This window comes from Kyrpidia spormannii (genome assembly GCF_002804065.1).
GTDB classification, from domain to species: Bacteria; Bacillota; Bacilli; order Kyrpidiales; family Kyrpidiaceae; genus Kyrpidia; species Kyrpidia spormannii.
In genome coordinates, this window is the sequence record NZ_CP024955.1 from 206,606 (window position 1) to 228,567 (window position 21,962).

At 59.0% G+C, this 21,962-nt stretch carries 20 protein-coding genes; 17 read left to right on the plus strand and 3 right to left on the minus strand.

What is annotated here, in order from left to right; genetic code table 11:
* Nucleotides 1-24: 24 nt before the first annotated feature.
* Complete coding sequence (gene groL, locus CVV65_RS01185) at nt 25-1,644, plus strand: chaperonin GroEL (protein WP_100666603.1); 1,620 nt, start codon at nt 25-27, stop codon at nt 1,642-1,644.
* Nucleotides 1,645-1,956: 312 nt separating this feature from the next.
* On the opposite strand, the gene CVV65_RS16640 is transcribed toward groL, so the two are convergent.
* On the minus strand, nt 1,957-2,100 hold the full coding sequence (locus tag CVV65_RS16640; RefSeq protein WP_157935328.1) for a hypothetical protein: 144 nt from the start codon (nt 2,098-2,100) through the stop codon (nt 1,957-1,959).
* Between the two features lie 197 nt (nt 2,101-2,297).
* On the opposite strand from CVV65_RS16640, the gene CVV65_RS01190 reads away from it, so the two are divergent.
* The 5 genes from CVV65_RS01190 (at nt 2,298) to CVV65_RS01210 (ending at nt 7,494) form a co-directional block, all read left to right on the plus strand.
* Nucleotides 2,298-3,548 (plus strand): CYP152 family fatty-acid peroxygenase CypC, encoded by a 1,251-nt coding sequence (locus CVV65_RS01190; protein WP_100669087.1) that lies wholly within the window; start codon nt 2,298-2,300, stop codon nt 3,546-3,548.
* Between the two features lie 211 nt (nt 3,549-3,759).
* Entirely contained in the window at nt 3,760-5,238 is a 1,479-nt protein-coding gene (locus CVV65_RS01195; RefSeq protein WP_232796665.1) for a spore germination protein, read from the plus strand.
* A 26-nt stretch (nt 5,239-5,264) separates the two neighbouring features.
* Nucleotides 5,265-6,353, plus strand: a complete 1,089-nt coding sequence (locus CVV65_RS01200) for a GerAB/ArcD/ProY family transporter (RefSeq protein WP_100666604.1) — start codon at nt 5,265-5,267, stop codon at nt 6,351-6,353.
* Between the two features lie 159 nt (nt 6,354-6,512).
* Nucleotides 6,513-6,887 (plus strand): VOC family protein, encoded by a 375-nt coding sequence (locus CVV65_RS01205; RefSeq protein ID WP_100666605.1) that lies wholly within the window; start codon nt 6,513-6,515, stop codon nt 6,885-6,887.
* Between the two features lie 211 nt (nt 6,888-7,098).
* Nucleotides 7,099-7,494 (plus strand): PaaI family thioesterase, encoded by a 396-nt coding sequence (locus CVV65_RS01210; protein WP_100666606.1) that lies wholly within the window; start codon nt 7,099-7,101, stop codon nt 7,492-7,494.
* Nucleotides 7,495-7,607: 113 nt separating this feature from the next.
* Here CVV65_RS01210 and CVV65_RS01215 read toward each other — a convergent pair whose 3' ends face one another.
* Nucleotides 7,608-8,348, minus strand: coding sequence for an SDR family NAD(P)-dependent oxidoreductase (locus tag CVV65_RS01215; RefSeq protein WP_100666607.1), 741 nt, complete (start codon nt 8,346-8,348; stop codon nt 7,608-7,610).
* Nucleotides 8,349-8,559: 211 nt separating this feature from the next.
* On the opposite strand from CVV65_RS01215, the gene CVV65_RS01220 reads away from it, so the two are divergent.
* The 3 genes from CVV65_RS01220 to CVV65_RS01230 all read left to right on the plus strand — a co-directional run bounded on the left by CVV65_RS01220 (nt 8,560) and on the right by CVV65_RS01230 (nt 10,198).
* Nucleotides 8,560-8,754, plus strand: a complete 195-nt coding sequence (locus CVV65_RS01220; RefSeq protein ID WP_133121181.1) for a hypothetical protein — start codon at nt 8,560-8,562, stop codon at nt 8,752-8,754.
* Between the two features lie 18 nt (nt 8,755-8,772).
* The gene (locus tag CVV65_RS01225; RefSeq protein ID WP_100666609.1) at nt 8,773-9,075 is read left to right on the plus strand and encodes a type I glutamate--ammonia ligase; all 303 of its coding nucleotides are present in this window, start codon (nt 8,773-8,775) and stop codon (nt 9,073-9,075) included.
* A gap of 166 nt (nt 9,076-9,241) precedes the next feature.
* Complete coding sequence (locus CVV65_RS01230; protein WP_100666610.1) at nt 9,242-10,198, plus strand: branched-chain amino acid transaminase; 957 nt, start codon at nt 9,242-9,244, stop codon at nt 10,196-10,198.
* Nucleotides 10,199-10,427: 229 nt separating this feature from the next.
* On the opposite strand, the gene CVV65_RS01235 is transcribed toward CVV65_RS01230, so the two are convergent.
* On the minus strand, nt 10,428-12,071 hold the full coding sequence (locus CVV65_RS01235; protein ID WP_100666611.1) for an alkaline phosphatase family protein: 1,644 nt from the start codon (nt 12,069-12,071) through the stop codon (nt 10,428-10,430).
* Nucleotides 12,072-12,243: 172 nt separating this feature from the next.
* Between CVV65_RS01235 and CVV65_RS01240 the strand changes: the two genes are divergently transcribed.
* The 8 genes from CVV65_RS01240 to CVV65_RS01280 all read left to right on the plus strand — a co-directional run bounded on the left by CVV65_RS01240 (nt 12,244) and on the right by CVV65_RS01280 (nt 21,873).
* Nucleotides 12,244-12,534: a hypothetical protein gene (locus CVV65_RS01240; RefSeq protein WP_100666612.1), complete on the plus strand. Its 291-nt coding sequence runs from the start codon at nt 12,244-12,246 to the stop codon at nt 12,532-12,534.
* Nucleotides 12,501-13,532 carry a dihydrodipicolinate synthase family protein gene (locus CVV65_RS01245; RefSeq protein WP_157935329.1) on the plus strand — a complete coding sequence of 344 codons (1,032 nt, stop codon included), beginning with the start codon at nt 12,501-12,503 and terminating at the stop codon, nt 13,530-13,532. The genes CVV65_RS01240 and CVV65_RS01245 overlap by 34 nt, the downstream gene beginning before the upstream one ends.
* A gap of 124 nt (nt 13,533-13,656) precedes the next feature.
* Nucleotides 13,657-14,100 (plus strand): cupin domain-containing protein, encoded by a 444-nt coding sequence (locus tag CVV65_RS01250; RefSeq protein WP_232796666.1) that lies wholly within the window; start codon nt 13,657-13,659, stop codon nt 14,098-14,100.
* Nucleotides 14,101-14,154: 54 nt separating this feature from the next.
* Nucleotides 14,155-15,129, plus strand: a complete 975-nt coding sequence (locus CVV65_RS01255) for an aldo/keto reductase (protein ID WP_100666615.1) — start codon at nt 14,155-14,157, stop codon at nt 15,127-15,129.
* Between the two features lie 724 nt (nt 15,130-15,853).
* A complete protein-coding gene (locus CVV65_RS01265; RefSeq protein ID WP_157935330.1) occupies nt 15,854-17,005 on the plus strand; it encodes a murein hydrolase activator EnvC family protein in 1,152 nt (383 codons plus the stop codon).
* A 79-nt stretch (nt 17,006-17,084) separates the two neighbouring features.
* Nucleotides 17,085-18,077, plus strand: coding sequence for an AAA family ATPase (locus tag CVV65_RS01270; RefSeq protein WP_198592078.1), 993 nt, complete (start codon nt 17,085-17,087; stop codon nt 18,075-18,077).
* A complete protein-coding gene (locus tag CVV65_RS01275) occupies nt 18,074-19,207 on the plus strand; it encodes a DUF58 domain-containing protein (protein WP_100666618.1) in 1,134 nt (377 codons plus the stop codon). The genes CVV65_RS01270 and CVV65_RS01275 overlap by 4 nt, the downstream gene beginning before the upstream one ends.
* Nucleotides 19,204-21,873: a transglutaminase domain-containing protein gene (locus tag CVV65_RS01280; RefSeq protein WP_100666619.1), complete on the plus strand. Its 2,670-nt coding sequence runs from the start codon at nt 19,204-19,206 to the stop codon at nt 21,871-21,873. Before CVV65_RS01275 ends, CVV65_RS01280 begins: the two co-directional genes overlap by 4 nt.
* Nucleotides 21,874-21,962 lie beyond the last annotated feature (89 nt).

The following is a 21,962-nucleotide window of genomic DNA, read 5'->3' on the forward strand; positions in this document are numbered from 1 at the left end:
TTAACAACGGGGAGGTAACCTGACGTGGCGAAAGAGATTATTTTCCGCGAGGATGCACGCCGGGCGATGCTTCGCGGCGTCGACGCCCTGGCCGATGCGGTGAGGGTGACCCTGGGGCCGAAGGGCCGGAACGTAGTCTTGGAGAAGAAGTTCGGTTCTCCGTTGATCACCAACGACGGCGTGACCATCGCGAAGGAGATTGAGTTGGAAAACCCCTTTGAGAATATGGGGGCCCAACTGGTCAAAGAAGTGGCCACCAAAACGAATGATGTGGCCGGTGACGGAACCACCACGGCCACGGTGTTGGCCCAGGCGATTATCCAGGAAGGCCTGAAAAACGTCACCGCCGGGGCGAACCCCATGGCTCTGAAGCGGGGTATTGAGAAGGCCGTGAAAGCGGCGGTGGACGAGATCGCCCGGGTTGCGAAACCGATCGAAGGGCGGGAGAGCATCGCCCAGGTGGCGGCGATTTCCGCCGGGGATGAGGAGATCGGTGCTCTGATCGCCGACGCCATGGAGAAGGTCGGCAAGGACGGCGTGATTACGGTGGAGGAGTCCAAGGGCTTCGGCACCGAACTCGAGATTGTGGAAGGGATGCAGTTCGACCGCGGCTACATCTCGCCCTACATGATCACCGACACCGACAAGATGGAAGCGGTTCTGGAGGAGCCGTACATTCTGATCACCGACAAGAAGGTCAGCAACATCCAGGAGATCCTGCCAGTGCTGGAGCGGGTGGTGCAATCCGGACGGCCTCTGCTGTTGATTGCCGAGGATGTCGAGGGTGAAGCTTTGGCGACCCTGGTGGTCAACAAGCTGCGGGGCACCTTTACTGCGGTGGCGGTGAAGGCTCCTGGCTTTGGCGACCGCCGCAAAGCGATGCTCCAGGATATTGCGATCCTGACCGGCGGCCAGGTGATCAGCGAAGAGCTCGGTCTGGAGCTGAAGAACACCTCCCTGCAGCAGCTCGGTCGGGCGCGCCAGGTGCGGGTGACGAAGGAAAATACCATTATTGTGGACGGTGCCGGCGATAAGAAGGAGATCGACGGACGCATCAACCAGATCAAAGTGCAACTGGAGGAGACGACCTCCGATTTTGACCGCGAGAAACTGCAAGAGCGCTTGGCGAAGTTGGCCGGCGGTGTTGCGGTGATCAAGGTGGGTGCGGCCACCGAGACGGAGATGAAGGAAAAGAAGCTCCGCATTGAGGACGCTCTCAACTCCACCCGGGCGGCGGTGGAGGAAGGGATTGTCCCGGGCGGCGGCACGGCCCTCGTGAACGTCATTCCGGCCCTCGATGCGCTTACCGTGGAAGGCGACGAGCTGACGGGAGTGAACATCGTGCGCCGGGCGCTGGAGGCGCCGGTCCGGCAGATCGCGGACAACGCTGGGCTGGAGGGCTCCGTCGTGGTGGAGCGGCTCAAGAAAGAGTCGGCTGGAATCGGCTTCAACGCCGCCACCGGCGAGTGGGTGGACATGATCAAAGCCGGTATCGTCGATCCGGCGAAGGTCACCCGCTCGGCGCTTCAGAACGCCGCCAGCGTCGCGGCCATGGTTCTGACCACCGAGGCTTTGGTGGCCGACAAGCCGGAGAAGGAGAAACCCGCGCCGAACATGGGCGGAGCCGGCATGGATATGATGTGATCCGGCGCCCGGGCGCCGCAAATCCGAAGAGGCGGAACCCCTTGGGATGCAAGGGATTTCCGCCTCTTTTCTTTTTCACCAGGAGGCGTGTGTGGCGCGAATCGTGGAATCGGATAACAGGAACACCGGTCCTATTATGGGCAAAAAACGCCCGACGTGAACCGGTCGCAAATCAGAAAGAAAAGGCAACCCCTTGAAAGGGATCGCCTTTTCTCGCGGCGGGTCACTGGAGAGATTGCGTTCTCGGAGGTGAAGGAGGTGCTAGCACTACGACTCGTTGGGCTGCAAACAGAAGCTACCGCCGACTCGGTATCAGTATCCGCCGCCGGAGTAAGCGCTGGCCGAGGCAGACCCGCCGCCATACCCGAATCCGAAAGGCGTAAGCAGGAAGAACAGCACGAAAATAATCAGGAACACGATTGCCCAGCGAGTGAAGGGACCAAACACCATCACCAACCTCCTTTCGTCTTGGTCTGCTATATCCTATGGAAACCTCCCCTCGGGGGACAAGGCGGACAGCCTGATGACATCGCCAAATTTTCCGGGGGATCCGTACCCCATGTTTAGAAAACACGGGTGCGCTTAATACTAAGGGGTGGTGTTCCATATTGGAATTTCTTCTTTTGAGTCCAGGAGGAGATGAATTTATAGCCATGAACGGACAAGTCCCTCATGCTAAAGGTCTCGATAACAGTCTCGAACTGATGCAGGATGGTTATCTGTTTATCAAAAAAAGGGTTGACCAGTATCAATGCGATCTATTTGAAGCACGCTTACTGGGACAGAAGGTGATTTGCATGAGTGGGGAAGAAGCGGCAAAAGTGTTTTACGATCCAGAACGGTTCCAACGAAATGGTGCTTTACCCAAACGGGTGCAAAAAACATTGTTCGGTGTGAATGCAATCCAAACTATGGACGGTGAAGCGCATATTCACCGCAAGCTTCTTTTTATGTCATTGATGACTCCGCCCAATCAAAAACGGCTAGCCGAGTTTGCCATGGAACAGTGGCAAGCTTCTATTCCCAAATGGGAAGGTGGCGGGAAGATTGTACTTTTTGAGGAAGCAAATGATGTTTTATGCCGGATAGCATGCCATTGGGCTGGAATTCCACTCAAAGAATCAGAAGTAAAAGAGCGGGCGGGCGACTTCAGTGCAATGGTTGATGCTTTTGGAGCGATTGGACCACGGCATTGGAAAGGAAGGAGAGCAAGAGCCAAAGCTGAAAAGTGGATGAGAGAGGTCATAGAAGAAGTCCGATCTGGGAAGCTGAAGGTTAAGGAAGATTCAGCACTTCATGCGATGGCTTTTCACAGTGATCTCAATGGTAACCAACTGGATACCCAAATGGCTGCGGTAGAACTCATCAACGTGTTGCGGCCGATTGTCGCTATTGCAACGTTCATCACCTTCTCGGCCTTGGCGTTGCATGAGCATCCAGAATGTAAAGAAAAGATACGCTCAGGTGACGAGAATTATCTTGAAATGTTCGTAGAGGAAGTTCGGCGTTACTACCCATTCGCCCCTTTTCTGGGTGCCAGGGTGCGAAAGGATTTTATTTGGAATCACTGCGAATTCAAAACAGGAATGCTCGTACTGCTCGATATATACGGTACGAACCATGATTCCCGGATCTGGGAGAATCCAAATGAATTTCGGCCAGAGCGATTTAAGGAATGGAAGAGCAGCTTATTTGATTTCATTCCCCAAGGTGGAGGTGATCCTGCTGAGGGGCACCGCTGTCCGGGCGAGGGTATCACCGTTGAAATTATGAAAGCGACCCTGGATTTCCTTGTCAATAAGATTCAGTTTCAAGTTCCGGCTCAGGATTTGAGTTATAGTCTAGCCAAAATGCCAACATTGCCCAAAAGCGGATTTATAATGAGTCATATTATGCGAAAATAATGCAGGCTATCGAATGCATGGTTTGCATACTCCGGATTACATTTTGCCAATTTGTATAAATGGACGCGTGTTTTGGAATAATGCTCTAGTGGCGATCTTCAGACAAGGTCCGGTGGTATGAGTGCGGCGAAAACGCGCAAGGCGGGACAAAAAAGGCCGAAGGGAACCAATCGAATGGTCTGCTCCCGAAGTCCCGCAAGGTTACAACGAGTTGTCCAAAAGCATTGACGAGATGTACGGTCGACTGGCCGAAGTGTGGGGGCACTGTGACGACGTCCGGTTTCGCTGGGTTCAGGTCGGGAACCGCAGGGGTTTTGTCGTGTGGATTTACGCCCTGATCGGCAAGGAATTGGCCCAGGAGGGGCTTCTTGAACCACTTGCCACCTGGGATGGACCCGACGTGTCCTTCGATGACCTCGAACAAGCTCTGCAAACGGTGTCACTGAAGACTGTGAAGACCATGGAAGAAATCAATACGGCAATTGGGAACGGCCAGGCGGTTCTCTGCATGGATGGCTTTGACCAAGCCTTGGCCATGGACGTGATGGACTTTCAGGGCCGGGCCGTGGAGAAGGCAATCGTGGAGTCGGTGGTGCGAGGGCCTCAAGAAGGATTTACGGAGAGCTTGGAAACCAATCTCGGGCTCATTCGCCGCCGGCTCAAGAGTCCCCGGGTAAAAGTGGAATACATGACGCTGGGAAGAGTCTCCAAGACAACGGTCGCCCTCGTTTACATTCAGGGTATCGTGAAACCGGGGTTTGTGGAAGAATGTCGGGAACGCCTACAGCGGATCGATGTCGATTCCATCCTCGATTCTGAGTACATCGAGGAACTGATCGATGACGCCCCTGTTTCCCCCTTCCCCACAATTGAGTACACGGAACGGCCGGATCGCCTGGCTGCCGAGGCTCTCCAGGGGCGCGTGGGAATCATTGTCGACGGCAGCCCGAATGCGCTTTTGGTGCCGGCCATTTTCGTCAATTTTCTACAGTCTCCGGAAGACTATTTTGAACGATATACGATGGCCGCGGCGGTTCGATTACTCCGACACCTTTTCTTTTGGATGGCCCTCCTGCTGCCGGCCACTTACGTGGCCTTGTTGTCCTACCATCAGGAGATGATTCCGACAACCCTCTTGATGACTCTGATGTCGACCCACGAACAAATTCCTTTCCCGTCGGTGGTGGAGGCCCTGATCATGGAGATCACCTTCGAGGCCCTGAGGGAGGCGGGGCTTCGCCTGCCGAAAGCTGTGGGTCAATCGGTGAGTATCGTCGGGGCTTTGGTGATTGGGGAGGCGACCGTGAACGCAGGCATTGTGACGCCGGCCATGGTGATCATTGTGGCCTTGACCGGTATTGCGTCTTTCACCATTCCAAGCTACAACATTGCCATTACCTTGCGAATCTTGCGTTTCCCCGTCTTGATCCTCGCGGGGGTGTTGGGTTTATACGGGATCATTATCGCAGTGTTGCTCTTGTGGACTCACCTGGTTTCCCTGCGTTCCTTTGGGGTTCCGTACCTGTCGCCGATTGCGCCCTTTATGTGGCCCGACATCAAAGATGTATTTACCAGACCACCGTGGTGGCAGATGCGCCAGCGCCCTAAAACCATGGAGCCCGTCGATTCCACCAGGAGCGCGGATATACCGAAGCCCCTGCCGGGTCAGGCGGAACGGGATCCGCTATAAAAGACCGGCAACTTTTGGAGGCCTCCATGCACCCACAACTGTCCCGCGTTCAGTTCGTGTTTTTGAGCACATGGCTCATTCTGGGTACCGGCATTCTTACGATGCCCTTCGCGATCGGACAATTCGTCGTCCACGACGCCTGGATCGCCGCCCTTCTCTTCGCATTTGGAGGCGTGGTCGTCACCGGGGTGATCGCTTTGTTTCGCAGGATGTTCCCCGGTCAATCACTGGTCGAGGGCTACCACATGGCGTTTGGTCCTATAGTCGGACGGGTGGCAAGCCTCTGGTTTCTGTACATGACGTTTCTTACCGAGTGCTTCGTCCTTCGTGAAGTCAGTCTGTTTTTGAATATCACTGTCCTTCCGGCGACGCCAAATTATGTGGTCACAGCGGTTTTCATGATTCCCGTTGCTTACGCAGTATACCTGGGTGCGGAAGTTGTCGGGAGAGTGGGAGAAATCATTACTCCGCTCGGTATCGGCATTACGCTGATCCTGTTTTTGTTGTCCGTGCAACATGCTAACCCGTCTCATCTTCACCCCGTTCTGGCGGACGGCTGGAAACCGATTTTGCAAGCAGGGGTCGTGTTGTGGGTGTATGCCTGGGAATTTCTTTTTGTCCTGCAACTACGGGAGGAGGTCCAACAACAACGGCTCGTGAAAGACCTTTTGATCACTATCCTTATCATTACCTTGGCCGGTGTTGTGGCGGAACTCACAATAACCATGATCCTCGGTCCGAGCGTGACCTACTCGATCTATCCAATCTTGGAAGTGGTGCGAACGATCCGGATAGGAGATTTTTTAGAACGTTTGGATACGTTCTATGTGATGGGGGTCATCACAACGATCTTTGTGAAGCTCTCCTTAATCCACTACATTTTCACAACCGGACTGAGCCATTGGTTTGGACTCCGGCACTACCGGCCAACCGTGTGGAGCGGGGCAGCAGTCGTATGGACGGGAAGCCTTTTTTTGATTCATAACAGTGTTAGCTTAATGAATTTTATCCTGTACACGGCGTGGGGATACTTTACGTTTACCGCAATGGTCATCCCTCTCCTGGCGGTCGTGGTGCAGTGGTGGCGACAACGTCGCGGACTGCACCAACAGTAATACAGTAAGAGAATTTGGCCGGTTTTGGGCCATGCTCATCCGCTCCAACACAGCCTGGGGATGTAACTCCCTGGCTGCCGTCGTCATTTTGCCGGAGTCATGAAATAAGGTTAAAATGTACATATCCACGTCCATTGGAATCTTCAAAGGAGGGGTATCATGATTCGGGTCCGGTTCGTTTCCATCCCAGTGTCGGATCAAGACCGGGCGCTGAAGTTCTACACGGAGAAATTGGGGTTCCAGGTTGTTACGGATCAGCCCTTCGGCAACGGACAACGGTGGATTGAACTGCAGCCGCCAGGGGCAGACACGCTTGTGGTGCTGTTCACGCCGCCCGGTCATGAACATCTCATCGGTAAGTTCCAGAACGTGGCATTCACGTGTGACGACGTGGAAGGGACGTACCGGGATCTGGCGAGCAGAGGTGTTGAGTTTGTCCAACCCGCCCGCCGTGCGGAGTGGGGCGGTGTCGAAGCTATCTTCAAGGATCCAGACGGAAATACATTTGTCTTGGCGGCGCCCGCCAGGGAGTAAGTCCCGGGGGACGTGCCGGTGGAAGCAGTCATCAGGTCATGGGATGGCGGCTTGTTGCGACAGGCTACTTGGTCGGTGATTGGGCTTCTGGCGGCGGCCGGTGTCTGGGCGGCACCTCGCACCACTCCCATCATCGTGGAAAAGCGAGCCAATACAGGAAGCCTTGAGTTGTGCGGAAGAGGATTCACGGCTACCGGGGAGGTTGAACCAGGTGAACTTGGGATTGGACACACGAAATACGATCTTGGAAGTCCTGGGGATTGAAATTGTGGAGGTGGGCGAGGAACGGGTGATTGCCACGATGCCCGTCACGGGGGCCACTAAGCAGCCCGCCGGCATTTTGCACGGGGGTGCTTCAGTGGTGCTGGCGGAGACCGTGGCGACTGTCGGGACATGGAACCTGATCGACAAGGAAAGTCAGCAGCCGGTAGGCCTGGAGATCAACGCCAATCACATACGCAGCAAATCGAACGGCGTGGTGACGGCCACAGGTGTCCCGCTGCACCGCGGCCGATCGACCATGGTCTGGGATATCAAGATTACCGACGAAGATGGCAAGTTGATCTGTGTGTCACGATGCACGATAGCCATCCTGAATAAAAAATAGGTTCTGCAAATAAAGATTGGAGCCGAAGGGCAGGTCGCGAGGCCCATCGGGGCGGTCGACCGAATGAAGTCTCATGAGGCCGTGCACCGTTGGATATCCCGCACAGGGGGTGTTTAGTCCACATAAATCATCTTCCGGGTCATGCCGCCGTCGATCACCAGGTTCACCCCGGTGACAAAATCGTTGTCCGGGTCGGTCAAATAAAGACAAGCCCGGGCGATGTCTTCAGGGCGGCCGACCCTGCCGCAGGGATGCTGCTGGTGATCCACGGGGCGAAGGGCATTGTAATCTCCCGTCTCGATCCATCCGGGACTGATACAGTTGACCCGAATCCGGTCCGGCCCCAAAGAGATCGCCAAGGCGTGGGTGAGGGCGACGATGCCGCCTTTGGATGCCGCATAAGCCTCGCTGCCCGGCTCGGACATGAGCGCCCGGGTCGAGGCGATGTTGACGATGGCCCCGCCTCCTGTTTCCCGCATAACCCGCGCCGCCTCCCGGCTGCAGAGAAAGGCGCCCCGCAGGTTTGTGGCCAGCACGTCTTCCCACTCTTCCACAGACAGATCGAAAGGTGACTTCCAAATGCCGATACCGGCGTTGTTCACCAAAAAGTCGATCCTCCCGAACCGCTGATGAGCCGCCTCGGCCAAGGCCACCGTGTCCTCGGGCCGGCGCACGTCGCAGATCTGAATGTAAAATGCGCCGGCGGGCCAGCCTTGAGCGGTCTCCTCGCATCCCGCGGGATCAAGATCGGATAAGACCACCCGGGCTCCGGCATTGGCGTAAGCCCGGGCAACGGCCCGGCCGATGCCCCGCCCGGCGCCGGTAACGATCGCGACTTTCCCTTCAAATGGCATTGCTTTCTTCTCTCCCTTTATCAGCTTTGATGCGGATTCGAACGGCACCGTTGGTGACAAAAGCTCTCTGAGTCCAATGATAATCTATTGGTGCTGGAAAGGCGATCGCCTCATAAGAATATCAATTCCTTTCTTGTAGTCCGATCGATCTATTCAGATTAAATGGTCTGAACTAGAAAAAGAGGGACTGTCGGCCCTCGGGGCGGTGGAGATGGAATTCTACGTCTTCCACAGGTATGATAAAAGCGGGTATGAACCCACCTGGACGGGGTTGCAGTGCTACTCCGAGGCGAAGCAGGCGGAAGTGGACAACGTGCTGTTTGATCTGGAGCGGTCGCAGCGGCAGTGGGGCGCATTTTCACCATTCTCTGTACTGGAGCGCGTCGGGGGAGAATGCCTTTTATGATCCCCGGGACCCCCAGGCATGAGCGATGTGTTCAAGCATTTTGGACAGCTCACCCACGCCCGGGCCCTGTGTGCCTTGGCCAACCCCTCCATCAACTCGTATCGTCGGTTGCGCCCTTATACGTTTGCTCCCAGTCACATCACGTGGGGGTTTGAGAACCGCATGTGCTTGATCCGGGCGCCGCACGCCCGGGGGCAAGGGACGCACCTTGAGAATCGCCTCCCGGGGGCGGATCACAACCCGCACCTCATGATCGCGGCTATGTGCGCGGCGGGCGTTGACGGGATTCGAAACCGAACCCCCTGCCGGATCCGGTGGTGAACGAAGACGCCCGTGCGATCGATGGGGGCGGGCCCCTGCCGACGAGCCTTGCCAATCGTATGTTGCGGTCAAGAGCAACGAGATCCAGCGGTTCAACGACCACGTGACGGACTGGGAGGTCCAGGAATACGCGGAATTGTTCTGACCCGCGAAAGGAGACGATGGTATGTCCCAGTCTTCGGCCCAAGGTCCGTCGCCGAAACAGGAGATCAGCGGAGGATATTGTTTCTTTAAAGGTGAGATTGTTCCTTTAGCTGATGCGAATGTCAACATCACCACCCATGCACTCAATTACGGCACCGGCTGTTTCGAGGGGATCCGGGCCTATTGGAATCCTGACCAAGGACAGCTTTACATGCTGAAAGGTCTGGAGCACTTCCAGCGACTGCATCGTTCCTGCCGGATTCTCAAGATCGAGTGCCCGTACAGCGCCGAGGAACTGGTGGATATCACGGTGCGCGTTTTGCAGAAGAACGGTTACCGCGAGGATGTGTATATCCGTCCGCTGGCATTTAAGGCTTCTCAGGTCATCAAAGTGACGTTATCCGGTCTCCGGGACGAGATCGCCATCTTCACGGTCCCCATGGGGGACTACGTCAAAACCGAAGGGTTATCGGTGGTCGTCTCCAACTGGCTCCGGGTGGCGGATAACATCATTCCTTCCCGGGCCAAGGTTACCGGGGCCTACATCAACCCGGCCTTGGCCAGTGATGCCGCCACGGCAGACGGGTATGATGAAGCGATTATGCTCTCCGCCGATGGTCAGGTGTCCGAAGCGAGTTCGGCCAACCTGTTTGTGGTTCGGGGCGGGACTCTGGTGACGACTCCGGTCACCGCCGATATTCTCGAAGGGGTCACCCGGCGGGCGGTCATCACTCTGGCCCAGGATCTCGGTATCCCCTATGAGATTCGCAATATTGATCGCACAGAACTTTACGTCGCGGACGAGATGTTCCTGGCTGGAACCGGGGCCCAGATCGCGGCCATCACGTCGGTGGACCGGCGGCCAGTGGGCGACGGCGGAGTTGGCCCCATAACCCGGCGGTTGCAGCAAGTCTATTTTCGAGCTGTGCGGGGGTACGAAGAGGCGTATCGGGATTGGCTGACGCCGGTTTACGGTTGACGGGGCCGCGGCCTTTGGCCACAACCGGGGACCGGATGGGGCCGTACGCGAGAGACGGCGAAGGTGCGGGATGGCATTGTTCCGGGATGTGCCCGAGAGTGAAGCGACCAGATTGGTGATGCCCCTCATCCGGGCACGGGCGACAGATTTGCGCCCGTACCAGAGAGGGGCATCGCTGTGGTGAGCCGGAGATGGCTTAGAGCGATGTCTGTGGGGGACTCCGACTCCGTTACCTGCCGGAGAGGGTCGGAACTGTGAGGGCCGAGGCCGAGGCGGCTTTGCCAGAGTTCTGGCCGGCCGATTCACCGGCTGCACCCTGGGTCACGCCCGAGGGTCCCCCTTGCTGTTGCGCGTGCTGGACGGGGGGCGTTTGCACCGGTTCCCCGGTCTCCGGATCGAGGAACAGCTTGTCCACTCGGGGTCCGTGGCTGAAGTCGAACATTCCGTTCAACGATCCGGCCACCGCATCGAAGGAGCCGTCTCCGATCCGCCCCAATTTCCAGTTATCTTCGATAAACCGCAGGATCGAGGATTGGTCCGTCAAGGTGTGGTCGACATAATTCTGCTTCGCATAGGGCGAGATCACCAAGAGGGGCAACCGGGGGCCATAACCGGCCCGATCCAGGTACGGCGCCAGCTTCGGTGTACCCGCATCCCCTTTCCCGAAGAGGACATCGTACGTAGGATCGTTCGATCCGTTGACCAAGGGGCCCATCACATGGTCATACCAGCCGTCCGAGTCGTCATAGGAAATGATGACCGCAGTACTGTTCCATTCCGGCAGCTGCTGCAGCCGATTGATGGTGTTGACGATAAAATGCTGTTCATCCAAGGGATCGGAGTAGCCGGCGTGGCCGTCCTGGTAATTCGCCGCCTTCAAGAAGCTGACCGCCGGAAGATTGCCGGCCTCGGCGGCTGCCCAGAAATCTGTCAGATCGTACTGGTGATTGGCCCGGTCGGTGTGGCCGATCATCTGTACCGAGGTCGGCGGCAGGTGGTCGGGGTTCGCGGTGGACCGGTAATATTGGAACGGCTCGTGATGGGGATTATAGTCGGTGACTTTGTTCCCGGCGATGTTGGCATGCTGGGCTTGAGTGTCCCGAAATCCGCCTTGGAACCATCCCCAGGTAATACCTTTGGCGTTCAGCAGATCGCCGATATTCTTGCCCACCATCTCCATCCGGGCTTTCGGGCTGGACGCCTTGTCATAGTACGGATCGATATCGCTGAACAGCGTGCCGTGGGCGATTTTTCCCGGAATGTCTCCGACCCGCTTGCCGTCCACATACCCGATGGCCCCGTGGGTTTGTCCGGCGATAAGGTTCAGGGCGCCGGGGGTAGAAGGTCCGTAAACCGTCCCGAAAGAGTTGTCGCTCATGGCGTAGTTCTGGGCGTAGTTCCACAGGGCCGTGACGGTGTTGCCGTCGTAGTAATCCATGACGATCGATTTATCCGCGCCGGCGCCGGTAGATTCCACGAACTTGTCCATGGCCCCGCCGTCAGCGGCCGCCTGTTCCGCCGTGTATCCGTGGTCCATATCTGCCGTCACGGCCTGGGACCGGTCGAGGCGCTTGGGGTTGGCAGCGTTCGGGTTGTGGTTGAGTAGATACGGCGTGAGGCCGTTAACCTTCGGCGTGCCGGGTTTCGGAGTAAAGGCCGGTTCACCCGGCGGGTTCGCGGCATTGGGATAGGTGCCAAAATAATGATCAAACGAGACATTTTCCTGGAAAATGACGACGACGTGCTTGATGGGGGTGGTGGTGTTCGAAAAACTGTCCATCCAGTCCGGGGCTGCGCCGACGGCCATCGGCGTCACGGCTAACATCGCCGCCGCTCCGGTGGCCAACATGGCGGCCATCCTGCGCTTGGGCATTCCCATGACCTCCCTTGAACTATTTCGTTTTCCGTATCTATGATAAAAGGCCGTAACTTAAAAAGAGAGGTCATTTTGTCATCCTATTCCTAAGATCACCTAACAAAACCGTTAAGGGAACCGGCGGCCTTAAATATGCTAAAATAAACAACAGAGTGAATAGGAGGCTGAAATGGCCACTGTGGAGGATTGTGCGAAACTCGATATTCGGGTTGGGACTGTGGTGAAGGCGGAACCCTTTCCCGAAGCCCGGGTGCCGGCGATCCGCATGGAGATCGATTTTGGCTCGCTCGGAGTGAAGCGATCCAGTGCCCAGATCACAAGGCGATATGATCCGTCGGACATCGTTGGGCGGCAAGTGGTGGCGGTGGTGAATTCTCCGCGGAAATGCCATTACGTAATCGCGTATGAAAGGGGATGGCCAAAGCGGTGCAAGCGGATCGTGAGCGGGAGCGGTGGATGAATCACATTTTCCCCGGAGGATTCCCCGCGTTGTGGTGCCCGCCCATCACCCATTATCGGGAGGACGGGTCCCTGGATGTGGAGCGGATCGAAGGGCATCTCGCGTGGATGTCCGGGTGGGTCTCCGGATTTTTGGTACCCGGGTCCACGAGTGATGGTTGGGAAATGTCAGAAGACGAAGAAGATCAGTGGGTTGACTTGGCTCTGCGGGTTGCCGAAGAAAAAGGTCTGTTTCTCTGGATCGGCGTCCTGCGGGGGAGGGGGGACGAAGCGGCGGCGCGCATCCGGCAATGGATGGACCGCTTGGCTCCCGGGGGTGCCGAGGACCTGATGAAGCGCCGGATCGCCGGATTTGCCGTTTGTCCCCCAAGAGGTCCGGGTGTCACCCAGGATCGGGTTTATGATGACCTCCGGCAGGTGGCAGAAACCGGAGCCCCGCTTTGTTTTTACCAAATCCCCCAAGTGACCCAAAGTCGGGTGGAGCCCGAGACCCTCGGCCGCTTGATCGAAGAGTTCGGCAATGTTCTCGCCCTGAAAGACTCCAGTGGAGAAGACCGGTGTGCGGCGTCCGCTGAGGTACGGGGGCACATTCGGTTGATGAGGGGGGCCGAAGGGGATTACCTGCAGTGGTGGGCTGAGGCCGGCGGCATTTATGATGGGTTTTTGCTCAGCACCGCCAATGCCTTCGGCGAGGCGTACGCCCGGATGTTTGACGCCTGGCGCAAGGGAGACAAGGAGGCGGCCCAGGACCTGTCCCGGCGCCTGACGGCGGTGATGGAGAAGGCTTTCGGCCTCGCGCAAACACTGGGCGTGAGCAATGCGTTTGCGGCGGCGAACAAACTGATCGACCACTTTTACGCCCATGGCCCGGGCGCGGTAGAGATTTCCGGGCCCCGGGTGCGCGGCGGTCAGCAGATTCCCACTTTGGCCCTGGAGGAGACGGGGAAGGTGCTCAGGGAATACGGGCTGCTTCCGGAGCGGGGTTATTGGGCCAAGTGAGGTGGGACACGTTCGCGGGGCTAGTATATTTTCCGAGGATAGAATATAATGGCGATGGGTGTAGTGACCGACCGGCCCAGGAGCGCCCTGGGCGCCGGTTGAATCATGGCGAGGAGGGATGAACGTGGGCGAGGTGTTGGGTGTTGCGGCGGAAGGGAAAAACTACTCCGTCGTCCATGCGGGTGAGTTCAGTGCGTTGGATCAGGTCAAAACGAAAAGCCCGGGCAAGGTATTTTTGAAAAGGGCCCTCGGCCTCACGGGGATGGAAGTCTCTTTAAACAAGATCGGTCCCGGTCAGTCTGCTCCCTTTGCCCACCAACATAAAAACAATGAAGAGCTCTACATATGCATCAAAGGATCTGGCCAATTTCAGGTGGACGGGGATGTCATCGACCTGCGGGAGGGCACCGTGGTGCGCGTGGCTCCGGGCGGAACGCGAGCATGGCGGAACAACTCGAATGAAGATTTGTATATGATCGTCATCCAAGCGCCGCAAGGCAGCTTGGAGACCTGGACGGGTTCTGACGGGATTATCGTTGAAGGCGGGGTTTCTTGGCCGGAGGGATGAAGGTCGGATCACCTCCGGGGGCTGATTATTCTGGCGGATCGGGGAGGTCAAGGAATGGAGTATCGGCGGCTTGGCGCCAGCGGCCTGGAAGTTTCTGCGGTGGGCCTGGGAACCAATGCCTTTGGTTCCCGGGCGGACCGGGAGACGTCGATCCGGGTTATCCACGCGGCCCTGGATCGAGGAGTCAATTTTATTGATACGGCCAATATCTACAGCGGGTCTCGTTCCGAGGAGATCATCGGCGAAGCTCTCCAGGGGCGCAGGGACCAGGTCATTCTCGCAACGAAGGCGGGGCTCCCCTGCGGCAGCGGACCCAACGACCGAGGAGCTTCTCGTTATCATATCCAGAGGGAACTGGAGCGCAGCTTGCGGCGGTTGAAAACGGATTATGTCGACCTCTATCAGATTCACACCTTTGATCCCTATACCCCTCTGGAGGAAACCCTTCGCACCCTTGATGATCTCGTACGGGCGGGTAAGATTCGCTATATCGGTGCTTCGAACTATACGGCTTGGGAATTGATGAAAGCCCTGGGGGTGAGCGACCGGCTGGGCTTGACCCGGTACGTCTCCATACAGCCGTGTTACTCCCTGGCGGATCGAACGGTGGAGATCGAATTGGTTCCGCTGTGTCTGGACCAGGGGATTGGCATCATTCCGTACTTTCCCCTAGCGGGTGGCATTCTGACGGGGAAATACACCTCCAAAGACGATGCCCCCAAAGGGTCCCGGGCGGATAAGGATCCGAATTTTGCCAAACGCCTTGACCCGGCCCGGCTCGAATTGGGTCGCCAGGTTTCCCGGTTGGCCGAGGAGCGGGGTCTGGTTCCCGGAGCTCTGTCTCTGGCTTGGTTGTTGAGCCGGCCCGCTGTATCGACGGTGATCGTCGGCGCCACCCGGGTCGAACAGGTCGAAGAGAATCTGCGGGCGGCGGATGTCATTTTGGATGAGGATTTGGCCGCCGAGCTGGATCGGATCAGTGAACCGTTCCGGAGAAGCGAGCCTTTCGCGAGTTATCGGCTTGATTAGGATAGAAGTGTTGGGCCGAATGTTGTTCTCTGGGCTTGCATAAGGGAGCAATACGGCGATAATTTCACATGATGGGTCGTCAACGTATGGGGGCCCCAGGGACGTGTGAAAATATGGATTGCGGAAACTAGAAATTTGGTTAGAATTATTGTAAGGACGATCTGCACCGAGCCGATCACGATGGTCGGTTTGGTGCCGCGGAGCGTCTGTTATGTTATAATTTAGGTTTCCGCATGGTGAAACTGCCGCCGGTGGTACACCGGGGACGTGTCAGATGGCTCTAAGGGAGGCTACTCGGAATGAGAGGCTTCCGTAGAGCCGAGTCGTCGTTATCTCTGTTCCGGAGACATGGTGTCAACTTGAAAAGGATGGTGGGGTCCCACATGGTATGCCCCGTCTGTGGAAAGCGCACCGTCGGCAAGATCGGCGGGCACCACTACTATTGTCGCGAATGTTGCCACGTCATCCAGAAGCAGGGCGATCAGATTAAAGTGTACGAAATCAGTGAGGACGGGAAACTAACGTTTTTGCGGACGGCTGGTTAAGGGTTGGCGTCTGGATGAGACGGCAGATACGGGGAGGGTCGCTATCGAGCGGCGCTCCCTTTTTTGTGCCATTTTTTGCCCTCTCTTTCGTTCGCCGAAATTCGACGGGGGCGGCAGGGATTTTGCCGGACGATGTCGAATTAAAAAAGGCGGTCTTATGTACGAGGGGAGGGAGAAGCGTGCAGCGACGAGGAGTCTCGGCGGTCTTGGCCGGGGTCCTGTTGACAGGAATGGCTTTGCCTGTGGCTCAGGCGAATGTGGCCGATTCCCAACGCCAGTTGCAGGAGATTCAGGCCAAGCACAAGAACACCGCTGCCCAGATTCAGCAATTGCGGAGCCGGGCGGTCACCATCGAGGAGCAGATCCAGCAATTGCAGAATCAGGTCCAACAGACCCAGCAGCAGATTTCCGATCTCCAAGGACAGCTGCAAAGCTTGAACGCACAGATTGCGGATACCGAGCAGAAGCTCACCGCCGCGGAGGAACAACTCCAGATCCGGCAGGATTTGCTCAACCAACGGCTTCGGGCCATGTATGAAGATGGCACCGTCAGCTATCTGGAGGTGCTCCTCTCGTCGACGAGCTTCAGCGATTTTGTAGATCGATTGTACGCACTGAAGACGATTGCCGAGCAGGATAAGAAGCTTCTTGAGGATACGAAGAAGAAGCGGGATCAGGTCCAAGCCCTCAAAGCTCAGTTGGAAGCCGAGCGCCAGCAGCAACAAGCGGCTTTGGCCCGGATGTCCGACACAAAACGCCAATTGGAAGCTCAAAAGCAGATGCAACAGGAGCAGTTGAGTCAGGTCCAACAGGCGAAACAACAGCAGGAGCAGCAGTACGCCCAGGAACAGGCGGCGATGGATTCCTTGAGTGCGGCGATCCAGGCCCAGTTGGCGGCGATGCAGCAGAGCAACGTGGTGGTGGAAGGAACCAGCCATCCGTGGTTGTGGCCGGTGCCCAGTTCTCACACGATCACGTCGGACTACGGGGATACCGGAGGGCGGAGTGTCCCCCATAATGGGGTGGACATCGGGGCGCCGCTGGGTTCGCCCATTGTCGCCGTGGACGACGGCGTGGTGGTATACGCCGGGCCGGCCAGCGGATTCGGGCATTGGATTGTGATTCGCCACGCCAACGGGCTCATGAGCGTTTACGGGCACATGTATGCAAGCGGTGTGTTGGTGGCGCCGGGCCAGCAGGTCAAGCGCGGCCAGGTCATTGGACTGGTGGGATCGGATGGAGAGTCCACGGGGCCCCACCTGCACTTCAGTGTTATTACCGGGTTTAGCGGCGGACGGATGGTCACGGTGAACCCGCACGGGTATATTTAAAGAAGGGAATACTCGGGAAGCGACCGGGTGGCGCCCGGGCCGGGGATACCCCGGCTTGTTTTATACTGGGGGGATTTTCATGATCCAGGAGCGGCCGGTGCCGCCGGTGGAGGGCGGGGGGACACCGGAGCCGTTGGCCCGGGTTCTCCGACAGGTCGGGGAAGTGATCCTCGGCAAGGAATCGGTGGTGCGCTTGGCGCTGGTCGCCCTATTGGCAGAGGGTCACATCTTGTTGGAGGATGTCCCCGGGGTAGGGAAGACACTTCTAGCCCGGGCATTGGCCAGAACTATTGGCTGCGGATTTCGCCGAATTCAGTTTACCCCGGATCTTTTGCCGGCGGACGTTACCGGGGCCGCCATTTTTAATCAGAAAACCCGGGAGTTCGAATTTCACCCCGGGCCGATTTTTTCCGAAATCGTACTGGCAGACGAGATCAACCGGGCTTCTCCCCGGACGCAATCGGCCCTTTTGGAGGCCATGGAAGAGCAGTCGGTTACGGTGGACGGAGTCACCTATGCCCTTCCTAAGCCGTTCCTCGTGATGGCGACCCAGAATCCCATCGAGTACGAGGGGACGTATCCGCTGCCGGAAGCTCAGTTGGACCGGTTTCTGATGCGGCTACACCTCGGGTATCCCGAACGCAGCCAGGAGATGAACATCCTGGCCCAGTTCCGCCGGCAAGAGTCGGAACGCCAACTGTCGGCCGTGCTCAGTGTCGATGAACTGCGCCAGTGGCAGGTGACCGCGTCCCGGGTCTACGTGGATGATATCATGGAGGGGTATATCGTCGATGTGGTGCGGGCCACTCGACGTCACCCCGACGTCGAACTCGGGGCGAGCCCCCGGGCGAGTCTAGGGCTCATGCGGGCGGCCCAGGCTCACGCGGTGACGGAGGGCCGGGACTACGTGGTTCCCGATGACGTTCAGGCGGTGGCGAAGGCGGTGCTGGCTCACCGGATCGCTTTGCGTCCCGAAGCCAGGTATCAGGACAAAGAGTCGGACGGAGTGGTCGCGGAGGTTTTGGGTCAGGTAGAGGTCCCCCGGGGCCGGGGAAGGGTTGGACGGCTTTGAGGGCGGCTTTGGCCTACCTCCGGGTCGTCGGTTGGACCATGGTCGTTCTTGCCATGGGGTATGCCTTCGCAAAGATCCAGGGAGGGTTTTCCGGCTGGTATTTATTTGCCGTGGTGGCCGTTTTGTTTGTCTATGAGTGGATGGCGGTGTGGACGAGTACCCGGGGATGGGAAGTGGCGGTGGTTGCGGACAAAGAATCCCTATGGGCCGGGGACGAACTCGTGGTGGAACTCCGCTGGCGCCGATGGCGGTGGGCCTCTTGGCTGACCTGGGCCCGGGTCAAGGTGGGGGCGGCAGAATGGTCCACCGTTCTTCCACCCGGCGATTGGGCGGGGAGACGCCAAGCGCCCATGGGTCCCCTGGCGAGGGGTGAGTACCGCCTCGCCCCTGCGGAAGTAGAAATCAGTGATTTTTTTGGCTTGTACCATGTGCGGATGAAGGTAGGCAACGGACCGACGGTGGTTGTCTATCCCCAGCCCCTGGAGGATCGAGCCGGGCTGCAAATTCTCAGGGCCCCGGCTCACAAAGGGTTTCGGGAGGAACGGCCGGGGATGACGGCAAGACCCTACCGCCCCGGGGATCGACTGAACTGGATTCACTGGCGGGCCACGGCGGCCCGGGGCCTGCTCCAGTCCCGGGAGGCGGAAGTGGGAGATCCCGGGCGGTGGGTGGTGTGCCTCGACCTGCGACGGCAGGCGTACGCGGGGGATCCCGAAGCCTTCGAACAGGCGGTGCGGGCGGCGACGGCGGTGGTGCTGGAGCGGGACAGGTCAGGAGAAGGGGGATTTTGGACCACTGACGGTTGGTGGGTTCGGGGACCCCGGGGGAAGGGCCCGCTGTGGCCGGCCGTTCGCCGGGCTTTGGCTGCAGCCCGGTGGGGTGAGCCCGCCGGGGAAAAGGGCGGGGCGCTTGTCGACCGGGTCGTCCGGGAAGTGGGGTTGCGCGTTGGGGAAGAAGCGATTGTCATCACGGGAAAGGCGGGCGCCGAAGAGTGGGAAGAGGTGATCCGGCGCTGGCGCGGCTGGGGCGGAGAAGCCGTGCTCTATGCGGCCCGGGGAACCGAAGGGCGGGAACCGATATCAGACCGTCCTGCCGGTTTTCGGGGTGAGAGGAAAGGGGCACCTGGATGATCGGAAAGGGCGCGATGGGAGACGGCCAGGCGGGAACTGTGCGCAGGGAGGCCGGAACGATGCGCAGGGAGGGCACGGCGGCCCGCCTCCCGAAGGGAGCGGCGCGCAAACCGTGGGCGGTTCACATTCTCGCTTTTTTATGGATGGCTTGGGTGGCGGCCGCTGTCGCCAAGGCGGGGGGTGACCCCTGGCCTTGGCTTTGGGGCTTTTACGTGGTGGGAGTCTACATCTTGGTCGTGACGGTCAGGCTCAGGTGGCGCCTTCCCCTGCTGGTTCTTTTAGCCGGATTTTTGTGGTGGGCCGGATCGTGGGGAGCGCCTGGCCCCGGGGTGCTGTCCGGAGGAGTCGGTGCCCCGGGGATGGCACTGGATGGAGCCGCGGTGGGCCGGACGGGATGGCCGGTGGCCGGGAGCGTTGGGGCCCCTGGGGATGGGGGGCAGGCCTCGACTGTGGCAGCCGGTGCCCCCGCGTCGGGGTCCGGATCGGAGCAGCCGGTTTCCTGGTGGGGCACCACCGTAGATCAACTGGTCCGGGTGGTGGGGGCGGCGCTGGACGGCCGATGGACTGACCTCATGGTCAATGCTCAGGGGCCCCTGGGAAGAGGGGCGGCCGTCCTGTTATGCGGATTGACTACATGGGTTTTCGCCCGCTCGGTGGAGAGAGGCCTGATATGGACCTGGCTTTTGGCCGGGGAGATGGTGCTGGCACTGACCGACTCGTTTTTTGTCAGCCAGGCGGTGCCCCTGGTCGGCACCGTGATTCTCGGCATCCTCCTGGCGGCCACTGCCCGGGGACTCTGGTGGGGACAAGGGAAGTCCTGCCCGAAACGGGCTCTGGCTGCTGGGTTAGCTCTTTCCGTCACGGCGGGGGGAGTCGGGCTTTTGGTCCCCAAAGAGCCTCCGGCATGGCCGGATCCCCTGCTGTTGCTAACTGGCCGATCATCCGCTCCTTTGAAAAAGATCGGGTACGGCGAGAACGACCTTGAACTGGGCGGCTCCTTTGTCCAGGATTCCACCGTGGCCTTCACCGTTATCGCGCCCGAGGCGACGTATTATCGCGGGGAAACCCGGGACGTGTACACTGGACATGGCTGGGCTGCGTCCCCTTCGTCGGCGGACAACCGGGTCTTTCAGGCTCTATTGCAAGGGGGCCGGCTCCCTTGGCCGGCGGATGGAACCCTGTACGGGGTATCCACCCGTACCATTCGCCAGTCGATCACGGTGCAAAATGGCCCCCTTCCGGTGGTGGTGGCGGCCTATCCGCTCACCCGGGTGGTTTCTGTGGCCTTGAACCACGAGGGGGCGTTTCGAACGGATCCCGCCGGTGCCTGGATGTCTTTTGGGAATTTGGTGCCCGGAGACCGGTATACGGTGGAATCATCAGTTCCCGTCAGTGTGCCGGAGGGAGCGAAACAAGCCTTGCCCGCCGATCCCGCCGGCCTGCCGCCAACCGTTCGCGCGGATTTGCAACTTCCTCCTGACGTCCCCGCCCGGGTGGTGGATCTGGCCAGGAGAATCACCGCCGGCCAGCCCAGCGTTTACGGGAAAGCCCAGGCCCTCATCCAGTACCTGAAAAGCCATTATCAGTATGAAACGCAGCAGATTCCCGTGCCCCGACCCGGGCAGGATTTTGTGGACCAGTTTCTGTTCGAGTCCAAGGTTGGCTATTGCGACCATTTTTCGACGGCCATGGCGGTCATGGCCCGGAGCGTCGGGCTCCCCACTCGCTGGGTCAAGGGATTCGCCCCGGGACGTCCGGTCCAGACCCTGGATTCCGGCAACAAACTGTACGCGGTTCGCAATGCGGATGCCCACTCCTGGGTCGAGGTGTGGATTCCCGGATATGGGTGGATGCCCTTTGACCCGACACCTTCAGTCGTATCAGGGGCGCCGGGGAATTCCGGGGCGCTGGAGCCAGGGGGCTCCAATGGTCAGGACTCGGTGCAAGGATCAGGAGCGACGGGGGGCAGTGCCTCACCCCAAAATCCCTCTCGGGGGACGCCGGCGCCGCCTTCCGTCTCCGGGAGTGTCAATGGGCCCGGCTCCGGCAACCCCAGCGGAGCGGGAACGGACAGCGGACTGCTTCACCACGTCGGTCTCGGCGGGGCGCCGGGCCGGATCCTTTTGGGGACGGGAGTCGGGGTGTTGGTGATCTTGGCTGCCGGCACCGCAGTCATTTTCGTTCTGAGGCGGCCGGGTTGGACTTTCCGGCGAGTGCCTCCGGAGACTCGGCAGCTGTTTGCCACACCCCCACCGCAGGATGCCGGGGATGCGGTGGAGCGGTTGCAGGATTGGTACGTCCGGCGGGGCCACCCCCTCACCCGGGATACGACGGTGAGGGATATTGTGCAGACGTTGGCTTGGGAAGTGCCGCAGGCGGCAGGTTCTGTCGGGCGGCTGTTGGCTGCCCTGGAGTCGGCGCTGTACGGACAGGGTCCGGAAGGACCGGCGGAGGAGTCGAAGGGCAGGACGAAACCCGTGACGGAGAGGGTGGCCCCCAACAGGGCTCCGGGGGCTGTGCAGCCCGGGCCCGACGGAGGCGCGCCCGACGGGCAACGTCTCGGGGCCGTCAGCTTGGCTTGGCGGGAAATCGCCAGGGTTGTGGGGGAATCCCAACTCCGCGGGCGGTGGCGCAGGTTCCGGCGCACCCCGAGCCCGCCGATGTAACCGGTCTTCCTCCAATTGACGGAATGGTGGCGGTCCTGTACCATGATGTGGGGACATGACTGGCCTTCAAGGGCATGATCGGTAAGAGA

What these genes read in the sequence shown, in the direction of transcription:
- CVV65_RS01255 (WP_100666615.1), top strand. Translation starts at nt 14,155, where the DNA reads ATGGAGTATCGGCGGCTTGGCGCCAGCGGCCTGGAAGTTTCTGCGGTG.
- CVV65_RS01270 (WP_198592078.1), top strand. Translation starts at nt 17,085, where the DNA reads ATGATCCAGGAGCGGCCGGTGCCGCCGGTGGAGGGCGGGGGGACACCG.
- CVV65_RS01220 (WP_133121181.1), top strand. Translation starts at nt 8,560, where the DNA reads ATGGAATTCTACGTCTTCCACAGGTATGATAAAAGCGGGTATGAACCC.
- CVV65_RS01235 (WP_100666611.1), bottom strand. Translation starts at nt 12,071, where the DNA reads ATGCCCAAGCGCAGGATGGCCGCCATGTTGGCCACCGGAGCGGCGGCG.
- CVV65_RS01240 (WP_100666612.1), top strand. Translation starts at nt 12,244, where the DNA reads ATGGCCACTGTGGAGGATTGTGCGAAACTCGATATTCGGGTTGGGACT.
- CVV65_RS01190 (WP_100669087.1), top strand. Translation starts at nt 2,298, where the DNA reads ATGAACGGACAAGTCCCTCATGCTAAAGGTCTCGATAACAGTCTCGAA.
- CVV65_RS01225 (WP_100666609.1), top strand. Translation starts at nt 8,773, where the DNA reads ATGAGCGATGTGTTCAAGCATTTTGGACAGCTCACCCACGCCCGGGCC.
- CVV65_RS01205 (WP_100666605.1), top strand. Translation starts at nt 6,513, where the DNA reads ATGATTCGGGTCCGGTTCGTTTCCATCCCAGTGTCGGATCAAGACCGG.
- CVV65_RS01200 (WP_100666604.1), top strand. Translation starts at nt 5,265, where the DNA reads ATGCACCCACAACTGTCCCGCGTTCAGTTCGTGTTTTTGAGCACATGG.
- CVV65_RS01230 (WP_100666610.1), top strand. Translation starts at nt 9,242, where the DNA reads ATGTCCCAGTCTTCGGCCCAAGGTCCGTCGCCGAAACAGGAGATCAGC.
- CVV65_RS01215 (WP_100666607.1), bottom strand. Translation starts at nt 8,348, where the DNA reads ATGCCATTTGAAGGGAAAGTCGCGATCGTTACCGGCGCCGGGCGGGGC.
- CVV65_RS01280 (WP_100666619.1), top strand. Translation starts at nt 19,204, where the DNA reads ATGATCGGAAAGGGCGCGATGGGAGACGGCCAGGCGGGAACTGTGCGC.